This is a genomic window from Sphingopyxis sp. 550B, assembly GCF_057401805.1.
Window position 1 is genome coordinate 3,687,873 of sequence record NZ_CM171610.1, and the last position, 12,217, is coordinate 3,700,089.

7 protein-coding genes are annotated in these 12,217 nt (G+C 69.6%); 3 read left to right on the top strand and 4 right to left on the bottom strand.

Annotation, left to right across the window (positions count from 1 at the left end):
* Nucleotides 1–105: 105 nt before the first annotated feature.
* Nucleotides 106–2,511 (top strand): serine/threonine-protein kinase, encoded by a 2,406-nt coding sequence (locus AC2S9W_RS17230; RefSeq protein WP_486571329.1) that lies wholly within the window; start codon nucleotides 106–108, stop codon nucleotides 2,509–2,511.
* A gap of 31 nt (nucleotides 2,512–2,542) precedes the next feature.
* On the opposite strand, the gene AC2S9W_RS17235 is transcribed toward AC2S9W_RS17230, so the two are convergent.
* Complete coding sequence (locus tag AC2S9W_RS17235; protein ID WP_067112272.1) at nucleotides 2,543–3,103, bottom strand: ECF-type sigma factor; 561 nt, start codon at nucleotides 3,101–3,103, stop codon at nucleotides 2,543–2,545.
* A gap of 237 nt (nucleotides 3,104–3,340) precedes the next feature.
* Between AC2S9W_RS17235 and AC2S9W_RS17240 the strand changes: the two genes are divergently transcribed.
* Together AC2S9W_RS17240 and AC2S9W_RS17245 are read left to right on the top strand one after the other, a co-directional pair.
* On the top strand, nucleotides 3,341–4,294 hold the full coding sequence (locus tag AC2S9W_RS17240) for an efflux RND transporter periplasmic adaptor subunit (RefSeq protein WP_486571330.1): 954 nt from the start codon (nucleotides 3,341–3,343) through the stop codon (nucleotides 4,292–4,294).
* 52 nt (nucleotides 4,295–4,346) lie between these two features.
* The gene (locus tag AC2S9W_RS17245) at nucleotides 4,347–5,789 is read left to right on the top strand and encodes a TolC family outer membrane protein (RefSeq protein WP_486571331.1); all 1,443 of its coding nucleotides are present in this window, start codon (nucleotides 4,347–4,349) and stop codon (nucleotides 5,787–5,789) included.
* A gap of 243 nt (nucleotides 5,790–6,032) precedes the next feature.
* On the opposite strand, the gene AC2S9W_RS17250 is transcribed toward AC2S9W_RS17245, so the two are convergent.
* From AC2S9W_RS17250 to AC2S9W_RS17260, 3 genes are all read right to left on the bottom strand, one after another.
* Entirely contained in the window at nucleotides 6,033–8,054 is a 2,022-nt protein-coding gene (locus AC2S9W_RS17250; RefSeq protein WP_486571332.1) for a preprotein translocase subunit SecA, read from the bottom strand.
* Nucleotides 8,047–10,200: a PqqD family peptide modification chaperone gene (locus AC2S9W_RS17255; RefSeq protein ID WP_486571333.1), complete on the bottom strand. Its 2,154-nt coding sequence runs from the start codon at nucleotides 10,198–10,200 to the stop codon at nucleotides 8,047–8,049. Before AC2S9W_RS17255 ends, AC2S9W_RS17250 begins: the two co-directional genes overlap by 8 nt.
* A 148-nt stretch (nucleotides 10,201–10,348) precedes the next feature.
* Nucleotides 10,349–12,202, bottom strand: coding sequence for a GAF domain-containing protein (locus AC2S9W_RS17260; RefSeq protein ID WP_486571334.1), 1,854 nt, complete (start codon nucleotides 12,200–12,202; stop codon nucleotides 10,349–10,351).
* Between the last annotated feature and the right edge of the window lie 15 nt (nucleotides 12,203–12,217).

Genomic DNA, 12,217 nt, shown 5'->3' on the forward strand with positions numbered 1-12,217 from the left:
GGCAGCGGGCCGCGAATGATGAACCATAAGCGGTCGCAAGGGGGATGTGATGGGGGAAGCTCGGTTGGGGAAAACGGCGACCGGCCCGATACGCGGCGGGCGGTCATGACCGACGTCAAGCTGGAGCGCGAGGCGCTGAAGCTGTTCGAGCGGATGCTCGACATCGAGGAAGCGGAACGCGACGCGTGGATCGAAGTGCAGACCGAGAACCGGCCCGAACTGGCGAGCCGGCTGAGGGCGATCCGCCGCGCCGCGGACAATGCGATGCTCCAGACCGGAGCGGCAACCGACGCGCTGGAGGACGAGGAAATTCCCGAGCGCATCGGCGCCTATCGCATCGTCGCGCGCATCGGGCGCGGCGGCATGGGTTCGGTTTATCGCGGCGAGCGCGCGGCGGGCGATTTCGTCCACGAAACGGCGATCAAGATCATCAAGCCGGGGCTGCTTTCCGAGAATCTGGTCGAACGCTTCGAACGCGAGCGCCAGACGCTGGCGCGGCTGCGCCACCCCAATATCGCCCAGCTCTATGACGGCGGCGCGACCGAGAACGGGTCGCCCTATATCGTCATGGAATATGTCGACGGCCTGCCGCTGTTGCAGTGGATCGACGAACATCGGGCGAGCCCGGCCGAGCGGCGGCGGCTGTTCCGCGACATCTGCGCCGCGGTCGGCGTCGCGCACCAGAATCTGATCGTCCACCGCGACCTGACGCCCTCGAATGTGCTCGTCACCCACGACGGAACGGTCAAGCTGATCGATTTCGGCATCGCGCGGCCCGCCGACGCGCTGGCGGGACCCGGCCCGGTCGCGACCACCGGCCGGTCGTCGCTCGACAGCCTGAGCCTGACGCCGGGCTATGCCGCGCCGGAGCGCATGACGGGCGCCGAGGTCACCACCGCCGCCGACATCTTCTCGCTCGGCCGGCTGCTGGCCCGGATGATGCCCGAAGGCGACGACCCCGAATTGCGCGCCCCTGAATTACGCGCCATCGTCGCGCGCGCGACGGCGGAGGAACCGGGGCGGCGCTACCCCACGGCGGAGGCGCTGCGCGCCGACGTCGAGGCCTGGGACGCGAACCTGCCCGTCGCGGCGATGGGCGGCGGGCGGGCCTATGTCCTGCGCAAGTTCGTTCAGCGCCACCGCTTCGGCGTGTTCGCCGCCACCGCCGCCGCGCTGCTGATCGCGGGCGCCTTTGCCGCGACGGGATACGCCTATTCGGTCGCGGATCGCGCACGCGCGGCCGAAGCGACGCGCTTCGGCCAGCTTCGCGACCTCGCCCGCTACATGCTCTTCGATCTCAACGACCGGCTCGAACGCGTCGTCGGCAACACCGAAGCGCGCGTCGACTTGGCGCAGAGGGCACAGACCTATCTGTCCGCGCTGGCCGCATCACCGGGCATCGCGGACGACCTGCGGCTGGAGGCGGCCGAGGGTTTCATCAAGCTCGCGCGCATCCAGGGCGTTCCGGGCGAGCCCAATTTCGGCGAGAAGGAACAGGCGCGGACCAATCTGGCCGCGGCGGAACGGCTGCTGCGCGCCGTTCGCGATCCGGGCGCGCCGACCGCCAACGCCCTGGCGCGGCTGTACGCCCATCGCGCGGTGATCGAGGCGCACGGCTTTCTCGACGACAAGGCCGCCGACAAGGCGATCGCCGAAGCGACGCGCGCCCTCGACCGGACGCCCGCGGCGAAACGCGACCTCGACTGGTTCGAGGCGCGCAGCACCGTCCGCAAGGCACAGATCGAACTCGCCGACCTCGCCGACAGGATGGACCGCGTCGGCGCGCTCGCGCAGGATCTGGAAAAGGAGGTCGGCGAATGGCCCGCCGACGCGCAGACCTCGCGCGCCGCCGAACTCGACCGCGCCTATGCCGACTATTACCGCGCCTATGCGCTGTCGTTCGACGACAAGACGATGCAACGGAGCCTGCCGCTGTTCCACGCCGCCGAACAAAGGTTCCGCGATCTCGAGCGCGCGCTGCCGAACGACCCCATCGTCCTCTACATGATCGCGTGGACCGGCTATAACGGCTTTCCGGTCGCCTCGCGCCTCGGCAGGAAGGAAGAGGCCGCCCATTTCATCGAACTGGCGCAGACGACGATCGATCGGCTGATGGCGATCGAGACCCGCGACAATGGCCTGATCACCATGTCGACCGGGATCCGCGAGGCGCAGGCGCAGTGGCTGCGCGACAGGGGCCGCTTCGCCGAAGCGATCGCCACCCAGCGCGAGGTGATCGCCGGACACCGGAAGCTGCTGGCGGTGAAGCGGTCGGCAAACACGCTGAGCGCGCACGGCTTTTCGCATATCATCCTCGGGATCATCGGGCGCGATGCCGGCGACCGGGCGCTGGCGTGCGATTCGTGGCGGCAGGCCGAGCGCGACTTCGCGGACCTTCAGAAACGCGGCACGCTGCTCGGCTTCTATGCCGAGTTCCTGCCGGGGCTGCGCGCCAATCTGGCGAAGTGCGCGGCGGGGCGGCCTGCGTCCGATTTCGGCCCGCTCCGCTGACCCGGCATCGCCGCCCCGTGGGACGGCACGGTCAGTCGGGGTCGATCGGATTGGCGAGCGCGTCGGCCAGCCAGGCCCGCGCCACCTGCCATCGCCGCTTCACCGTCGGTTCGGACACGCCCATCACCTCGGCGATATCGGCGGTCGTCATGCCGCCGAAATAGCGCATCTCGACGATCTCCATCAGTTCCTCGTCCAGCACCCGCAAGCGCATCAGCGCCGCGTCGAGCGCACCAAGGTCGATGCGGCGCGGGCCGTCCTCGATCTGCGTCGACAATTCCACCTTGCGATGGCTGCGCTTCGACGAGGACCGCAGGCGCGCGTGATCGATCAGGATATGGCGCATCATCCGCGACGCGAGCGCGATGAAATGCGACTTGTCGGCCAGCGAGATGCGCTCCATCTGCACGAGCCGCAGCACCGCGTCGTTGATCAGGTCGCCGGTCGAAAGCGACGAATTCTGTTCGCGCCGCAACCGTGCGGCCGCGATCTGCTCCAGTTCGGGATAGAGTTTCCCGATCAGTTGATCGCGTCCATCGGCGACGCCATCGCGCCAGTTCCGCAGCAGCAATCTGGTCTGTGAACTTTCCACGAGCCGAATCCCCTCAACGCTCTGCGACCCGACCTTTCGGTCAGGGTAATATTGCAATGCATCATCGCGCAACCCCCTGCTTTTGCCGCGAATCCCGTTTTCGGGCGCCCGTCGGAAATTCGTCCGCCGCCGTGATCCGAATTCCACCGGTTCGCCGCTAACCAAGACGAGGGCGAACGGGCCGCATGGCGGATGCCGACGCGGAAATGCCGGGACTATTGGGGGGACCGTGGGCGCGTGACCGATCGAAAGCGCATATTCGTCGCCAGCGCCGCTGTCCTGGCCGTGGCGGGTGGCCTGTATCTGGCGCTGGCGGACAGCAGCGCCGACAGCCGCCCGGCGGCTCAGCCTGCCATCCAGCCCGCGACCCCCGCCGTCCAGCCGCTCGCGGCCGCACCGCCGGCCGACACGGTGGCGCCGCCCGGTCTCGACGCCTCCCGCCCCAACGACTGCCTGATCGAACCGAGCCGCGTCGTGCGGGTCAACAGCGGTGTCGAGGGCGTCATCGAGGCGATCTACGTCGACCGTGGCGACAATGTCGGCAAGGGACAGGTCGTCGCCCGCCTCCGCGCCGACGTCGACCGCGCGAGCGCCGCCGCCGCGGAGGCCCGCGCCGCCAATGCGCATGCGGTGCGCGCCGCCGACGCCCGCGCCGTCTACCTCGCTTCGGTCAGCCGCCGCAGCGACGAGATCCGCACCCACCTCGCCCGCGACAAGGTGGAGGAGGCGAAGGCCAACGCCGATGCCGCGGCGGAGGAGCGCCGCGCCGCGGCGCAGGACCAGCGCGTCGCCCAGCTCGAATATGTCCGCACCCAGCGCATCCTGACCGAAAAGACCGTCCGCAGCCCGGTCAATGGCGTCGTCGTCGAGCGCGCGATGGCGCCGGGCGAATATCGCGGACCGAGCACGTCGCACATCCTGACGATCGCCCAGATCAACCCGCTCAACGTCGAGGTGTTCGCCCCGATCGCCCAACTCGGCGCGGTGCACGTCGGCGACATGGTGACGGTGTTCCCCGAGGACCCAGTGGGCGGGTCCTATCAGGCGCAGGTCAAGGTGATTGACCGCGTGTTCGACGCGGCCAGCGGCACCTTCGGGATGCGGCTGGAGCTTCCCAATCCGGGCAACAAGCTACCTGCCGGGCTTCGTTGCCGGCTTGAAATCGGCGGAAAGGCGTCACCGCGCACATGACGGCGCGGGGGCAAGCCAGCGAGAACAGGAGATTCGAGCGATGATGCGAAAAATGGCACTGCTGGGGGGCGCCGCGATGCTGCTCGCTTCGGGGGCTGCGCAGGCCGAAACGCTGCACGAGGCGCTGGAGGCCGCCTATCGTTCGAACCCGACGCTGACCGCGCAGCGCGCGCAGGTGCGCGCGGGCGACGAGAATGTCCCGATCGCGCGCGCCGCGGGCCGGCCGACGCTCGAAGCCTCTGCGGTCTATCAGGAAAATGTCCTGAAGGGCGATCAGACCGGCAACCTCTTCACCTCCGACCCCGATCGCCAGCTCGTCGGACAGCTCAACATGAACGTCCCGCTGATCAGCTTCGGTGCTGTCCGCAATTCGGTGCGGTCGGCCGAAGCCCGCAGCGACGCCAGCCGCCACGGCCTGCGCAGCACCGAATCGGACCTCTTCACCCGCGTCGTCGCGGCCTATATGGACGTCATCCGCGACGAAGCGACGGTGCGCCTCAACCAGCGCAACAGGTCGGTGATCGACTATACGCTGGCCCAGACGCGCGACCGCTTCGACGTGGGCGACGCCGGACCGACCGATGTCGCGCAGGCGGAAGCGCGCGTCGCGCTCGCCATCAGCCAGCTCGAAACCGCCGAAGCGCGGCTGATCGCGAGCCGGGAGAATTATATCCGCCTCGTCGGCAACCCGCCGGGCGACCTCGCCCCGCCCCCGCCGCTGCCGCAATTCCCGGCGACGTCGGAGGAAGCGGTGCGCGTCGCGCTCGACAACAACGCCGCGCTGCTCGCGGCGCAGGCCGAAAACCGCGCCGCAAGGCACGATATCGATGTCGCCGATGCCGAGAATCTGCCGCGCGTCAGCGCGATCGGCGGGCTCAACCGCTATGATTATCTGGGGTCGCTGACGCCGAACACCGGACCGCGCAACCGCGATCAGGGAACGACCGGCTATGTCGGCGTGCAGTTGAAGATGCCGCTCTATCAGGGCGGCCGCGTCGCGGCGCAGGCGCGGCAGGCGCGGCAGAAATATGGCGTGACGGTCGAGCAGATCGCCGCCGCCGAGCGCGATGCGGTGGCGGAAACGCGCTCCGCCTTCGCCAACTGGCGATCGACGAGCCGGGTCATCGACGCGGCGCGCAGCGGCGTGCGCGCCAACGAGCGGGCGTTAGTCGGAATCCGCGCCGAAGTGAAGAACGGCCTGCGCCCCCTGCTCGACCAGCTCAACGCCGATCAGGAACTGCTGAATGCCGAGGTCACGCTGGTGACGGCCGAGCGCGATGCCTATGTCGCCGGCTTTGCCCTGCTCGCCGCGATGGGCCGGGCCGAGGCGCGCCACCTCGATTTCGAAACCTCGCTGCTCTACGATCCGATGGTCCATTACGACGATGTGCGCGATCGCGTCTCGCTGTTCGAGGCCGATTCGCCGATTCCGCAGCCGGTCGCGACCGGAACGGCTGCGACGCCGGCGCAGGATGCCGTCATCAAGACGCCCTGACGCCGGCGGGAAGGCTTCCGATTGCCAGAGCGCCGCCACCGGCCCGATCGGCGATCATCCCGTTTCGACAAGGGGCTGTTCCCCGGCGAAAGCCGGGGTCCAGATGGCACAGCGCTGCCCCGCGTGGACCCCGGCTTTCGCCGGGGAACAGCCCCTTACCTGCCTGAAGACATATGTGCCGACCCGATCCAGGGTCGGCGCAAACGCGGAAGAAAGCCTGATGCGATCTTCAGGGCCCGCCCCCTACGCCGTGCCGCTGAACGCCATGGTCTTTTGCAGCCGTTCCTCGGACAATTCGGTCTGGCGGCGCGACGCGGCATGACGCCGCTCGGCCGCGCCCTGCGCCCAGCGGCGCAGCAGGTTCGCGGGACGCCCCTCTATCGGCCAGGCCTTTGCCGACGCTTTCAGCGCCCGTGCGGCGCGCGGGGCGAACAGCGCGTAAAGCTCGTCGTCGATGGCGGTGATCGCCTGCGTGCTGCCGGGGTCGCCCTGCCGCCCGGCGCGCCCTTCGAGCTGGCGGTCGATGCGCGGGGTTTCGTGAAAGGCGGTCAGGATGACGTGCAGCCCGCCCGCCGCGTGCGCCTCCTTCGACAATTCGATATCGGTGCCGCGTCCGGCCATGTTGGTCGCGACCGTCACCGCGCCGATCCGGCCCGCCGCCGCGACGATCTCCGCCTCTTCGGCGTCCTGCCGCGCGTTGAGGATGCGGCAGGCGATGCCGACGCGGTCGAGCGCGGCGGCAACCGCCTCGGAATCCCCGACCGAGCGCGTCCCGACGAGGATCGGCCGCTGCCCTTCCTCCTCGCGCACCGTGCGCACCGCCTCTGCCACCGCCGCCCATTTCGAGGCGGCGTCGGCATGGAGCCGGTGCCCGCGATCGCGGCGCAGATTGGGGCGGTTGCGCGGCACGACCGTGACCTTCAGTCCATAGTCGGCCCACAGTTCGGGCGCGGTTTCCTTCACCGTCCCGCTCATCCCCGACAGGCGCAGATAGCGGCGGAAGAAACGCTGATAGGTGATGCGCGCCATCGTGTTGCGCGTGCCCGACAGCTCAACCTCCTCCTTCGCCTCGATCAACTGGTGCAGCCCGCCCTCCCACGACCGGTCGGCCATCACGCGGCCGGTCGATTCATCGACGATCTGCACCTTGTCCTCGGCGACGATATAGTCGCGGTCGCGTTGATAGAGGCGCAGTGCCGCGATCGCCTGCGACGCGATCTGCTCGCGCGCCTGCCGAATCCGCCAGCGCGTCTGCGGCAGCCCTTCCGACAGCTCGGCGACGACGCGATGTCCGCGCTCGGTCAGTTCGACCGCGCGGTCGGCCTCGCGGATGCGGTAATGGCGCCCCTCCTCCAGTTGGCGCACCAGTTCGAGCGCGGCCAGATAAAGGCCATCGTCGTTCGCCGGCATCTCGGCCGAAAGGATCAGCGGCGTGCGCGCCTCGTCGATGAAGATCGAATCGGCCTCGTCGACCACGGCGAAATAGAGGCCGCGCATGATCAGCGGTTCGCGAGCCCGGTCGCCGAACAGGTCGCGCATCACCCGCCGCGCCGCGCCGCGCTTCGGCCCCAGCGCGGTCTGGTCGCGCAGATAGTCGAAGGTGATTTCCTTGTTGGTGCCATAGACGACGTCGGCGCGATAGGCGGCGCGGCGCTCGGGCGTCTCCTGCCCGTGGATCACCACCCCCAGGCTGAGCCCGAAGCGTTCGTAGACGGGGCGCAGCTTGGCGGCGTCGCGCTCCGCGAGATAGTCGTTCACCGTGAACACATGCACCGGCATTCCTGCCATCGCCCCGGTGATGGCGGGCAGCAGCGCGGTGATCGTCTTGCCCTCCCCCGTCGCCATTTCGGCGAGGCCGCCCTCGACCATCACCAGACCGCCCATCAACTGCACGGGAAAATGCCGCATCCCCAGCATCCGCCCCGTCACCTCGCGGATCAGCGCAAAGCCTTGATCGATCAACGCCGGGTCGGAAAGCCCATGACGCATCAGCCTGACGCGCAGCGCGGCGCAGCGCGCGTCGAGGTCCGCGTCATCCAGCGGGCGGAGCGCCTCCGCCGCCTCCGCGATCGCCTCCGCCCGCGCGAGCATGGCGGGCCGCTCGCCCGCCAGCGCGCGGCCGACGAGCAGGTCGACGGGGCGATCCCATTTCCACGACGGCGCGGGGCCGCGTTCGGGATAGGGCGCGATGACCGGGCGCGCGTCGCTGCGCACCTCGCGCCACAGGTCGCGGGCGCGCTCGCGGAGGACGGACAGCTCAGGCATTAAACCGCGACAACAGCAACTGGCGCAACCGCCGCGCGACCTGCCAGCCGATCGGTTCCCAGCCGAGCTGGAAGCGGACATGGACGCGCGTCCCGAACGGCACCTGCCGCAGTTCGGGCGGCAGGCCGATGTCGAACAGGAAGACGCGGCCCAGCGCCTTGCGCCCGTTCGGATCGGTCGGGTCGGTGGGAATGGTGCCGCCCTTGCCCAGCGCCAGCGCCTCGCTCGGCAGGTCGCGCGTGCCGCCGGGCACCTCGCGCACCACACGCCCTTCGTGGGTCGCGCCGGGCAGCGCGGCGATGCGGTAGCGGACGCGGACGAGTTCGCGGCGGACGAGGTCGATGTCGTCCTGAGTCACCGCGACGCGCACCACCTCCGCCTGTCCGGGGGTGACATAGCCGATCAGTTCGCCCTGGCGGACATGCCGCCCCGGCAGGTCCGACGCGGGCGCCAGCGCGGTGACGAACCGCCCCTCCGCCCCCGCGAGCAGGCGAAGCTCGCCATAGCGCTCGCGCTGGATCGCCAGCTTCTGTTCGGCCTCGTCGATCGCGAACTGACCGATCTGACGCTTGACGCGGTCGCCGCCCAGTTCGGCATCGGCCGCCGCCTGCAACTCGCGCCGCCGCCAGTCGAGCCGCGCGACGTCGGTCTCCAGCGTCGGCTGGCTGGTCTCGATCAGCAACTGTCCGGCGCGGACGAGGCTCCCCTCGCCCACGGCGACGCGGGTGATGAAGCCGCCGGTCGCGGCGCGCACATGCGCCTGGTCGGGCAGCCAGACCACCCCCTGCACGTTGACGTGGTGCGGCGCCGGAATGACGAACAGGATCAACAGCGCCGCCGCGACTGCGCCGCCCGTCAGCCGCATCGCGAAGCCCCGGTTGCGATGGAGCTGCGGGCTGCTGACGACATGCGCCCCCATCTTCCACAGCGGCAGGCCGACCCCGGTCCACAGCGTCCACAGCGCGATCAGGATACCGATCAGGAAAAAACGCGACGCAACGATCAGCGCGATGCCGAACAGCATCACCATGCGCGCGACGAAGGCCGCCGGGGCATAGACGAGAAACCAGCGCTTCTCGCCCGGCGTCGCGTCGAACGGCGGCATGTCATGGGTGCGAAAGACATGCCGGTTGACCAGATCGCCCCAATAGCGATTGGCGCGCGAGCCGAGGTTGGGGATTTCGAGCAGGTCGGCGAGGATATAATAGCCGTCGAAGCGCAGCAGCGGATTGCCGTTGACCAGCACGGTCGAGATGCCGGCGATCAGCATGACGTTATAGGCGAAACTGCGCGCGAGCCCGGGCTCCAGCACAACCCACAGCAGCGCGGCAATCGCGGCGACGAACAGTTCCGACACCATCCCGGCGGCACCGACCAGCGCCCGCTGCCACTTGTTCGGCAGGGCGCTCGCCGCCGACGCATCGACATAGGGCACCGGAAAGAGCACGAGCAGCATCACGCCCATCTCGCGCACCTCGCGCCCCCATGCCTTGGCGGCGAAGCCGTGGCCGAGTTCGTGGATCGTCTTCACCAGCGGATAGCAGACCGCCATGATCAGCAGATTGTCGGTCGACAGCACCCGGTCGATGATATTGGTCGTCAGTTCCTGCCAGTGGGTGCCGACGACCAGCAGCGCCGCGCCGACCACGGCGAGCCACAGCGCCAGCCCGGCCCAGCCGAACAGCGGCCGCACCCACGGCATGGCGCGGGTCAGGAAGGCATCGGGATCGACCAGCGGAATCCGCAGCGACATCGGGCTTTTCAGATTCTGCATCAGCAGTTGCCGCCGCTGCTTCCTCTGCCGCTTGATCAGCTCGCCGGTATCGGGAAGCATGTCGGTCGACAGCAGGTCGGACCCGTGCAGCTGGCCGAGCGCCGTGATGACGTCGTCCTGCGTCGGCGCGTCCTCGCCCAGTTCCTCGACCAGCCGCTCCCACAATTGCTCGACCGTCCGTTCGCCGTCGAGCCGCCCGACGAAGCGCCACGCGCCCTTCGTCAGCCGGTGCGCCTTGCCGGCGGCGCCGTCGTCGAGCACATATTGCACCGTGCCGCGATAGCGGTGGCGCCGGACGCGCACATGCGTCTTGAGCCGGGGCCTCAGCCGGGCGACCTGGAACCAGGAGGCGCTTTCAAAGGGATTGGCCATCGCGCGCCCAATCCGACAGCCTATCTCGAGGCAGATCCAGAAACCCGTTCGTGTCGAGCGAAGTCGAGACACCCATCAGCGTGGCGCCGGGCCGATGGGTGTCTCGACTTCGCTCGACACGAACGGATTCAACGAAATACTTCATGCTCTAGGGCAGCCACTTCCAGAAGAACAGCCGCAGCCATTCGCGCAGGCCGCGCGTCCAGATCCAGGCGTTGCTGCGCCGGTCGATCTTCACCTTGGCGACGCCTTCCATGCCGGGGCGCAGCACCGCGCGGCGGTCGCCCGCCAGTTCCGCCTCGACGCGGAATACATTCTCGCCATCGACATTGGCCGTGACCGACGTGATCCGCCTGACCGTGAAGGGCACCGTCTCGCCCGCAAGTCCCGTGGGCGCGAAGCGGCCCTGCTGCCCGGGGCGCAGATAATTCACATCCTCCTCCGCGACGTTCAGCACGACACGGAAGCTGCCGAGCGGCGCGACCTCGAACAGCACGTCGCCTTCCTCGACCGGCGTCCCGACCTTCTGGCTGAGGTCGCCCGACACCAGCACGCCCGACAGCGGCGCGACGATGCGGGTGCGCGCGAGCTTATATTCGATCAGGCGCAGGCTCGCCTCCGCCTGGCGAAGCTGCGCGCCGGCCAGGCTCATGTCGGCGCGCTCGTGCTTGGCCAGCGCCTCGCGATAGCGGCGGTCGAGCTGCTGCACCTCGCCGAGCGCGCGGGCGCGGTCGACGATCAGGTCGCGGTCGTCGAGCGTCGCCAGCACCTGTCCCGCGCGCACGACGTCTCCGGCGCGCGCCTGCGACCGCGCGATGAAGCCGGAAAAGGGCGCCGAGGCCGCGCGCTGCACCTGGCCTTCGAGTTCGGCGTCGGCGCGCACCTGAAACTGGGCGAACGGCACGAACAGGATCAGCAGCAACAGCAGCGCGCCGATCCCCAGCGCCTTCGCCAGCGGACGGCGCGGGCCGAACAGCGCGCGCGCGCCATCCATGCCGTGCCGCCGGACGCGGCCACCGATCCATCTTTCCTCGCGCCGCCGCAGCGCGATCCCCGGCGCCACCAGCGCCGCGACCGTTTCGGCGAGCAGCAGGTCGCGGGCATCGAACGGCTCGGCATCGGCCGCGCGCTCGATCGTCAGCACCCCGACCGGCAGTCCGCGGTCGGTCATCGGCACGCTGGCGACCGCACCCTTGCCCGCCAGCGCGAGCAGGCGGTCCTGCTGCAACAGGATCGGATCGCCCTCGCGCACCAGCGGGACCGACAGCAGCATGTCCTGGTCCATCGCCTCGTCCATCGCGGCTTCCAGCGCCTCGGCGACGTCCGACCGTTTGCGGAACCACGCACCGTGCGACATGGCGGACAGCTTGACGCGGTCGCCCTGCACCAGCCCCAGCGACACCCGGTCGGCGTCGAGGGCGATCGTCGCCGCATTGCACAGCGCCAGTTCCGCCTCGGCCAGCGTGTCATGCTCCTGCATCGCCGCAAGTACGTCCATCGCCGCGGTTGCCGCCTCCGTACGCCCTTCGTCGCCGGCGGAGCGGTGCTGCCAGACCAGCGAGTGAATCCAGCCGACGCCCCAGTGGAGTTCGCGCAGCAGCAACTGCATCTGCGGCGAGGTCAGCCCGGTCACGGCGAGCAGCACCGCGCCCATCATCCGCCCGTCGGCGGCGATCGGATAGCCGATGCCCATCGTGTCGGGATCGTCCGCATCGCCTTCGACCACCACCTGCCCGTTCGCGAGCGTCGCCTCGGCGACCTTGCGCAGATGGGGGTGCTCCTGCGGGCCGGCGGGCCATCCCGCCGCGGGGGCGAAGGCGCCACCGGTGCCCTCGAGCAGGATCAGTCCGGCGCTGACCCCGCGCGTGCGGGCGCATTGCAGGTCGAGCCAGGCCTGGCAGAAGGACCCCGCGTCGCGCGCCGACGCCAGCGATGCCCACAGCCGGGCCTCATCCGCCCCCTGCGACCTCGACGCGGTCCCGATGTCGGCCGCCACGCTCACCCGGTCATCCGCGCA

What these genes read in the sequence shown, in the direction of transcription:
- AC2S9W_RS17245 (WP_486571331.1), top strand. Translation starts at nt 4,347, where the DNA reads ATGGCACTGCTGGGGGGCGCCGCGATGCTGCTCGCTTCGGGGGCTGCG.
- AC2S9W_RS17250 (WP_486571332.1), bottom strand. Translation starts at nt 8,054, where the DNA reads ATGCCTGAGCTGTCCGTCCTCCGCGAGCGCGCCCGCGACCTGTGGCGC.
- AC2S9W_RS17255 (WP_486571333.1), bottom strand. Translation starts at nt 10,200, where the DNA reads ATGGCCAATCCCTTTGAAAGCGCCTCCTGGTTCCAGGTCGCCCGGCTG.
- AC2S9W_RS17230 (WP_486571329.1), top strand. Translation starts at nt 106, where the DNA reads ATGACCGACGTCAAGCTGGAGCGCGAGGCGCTGAAGCTGTTCGAGCGG.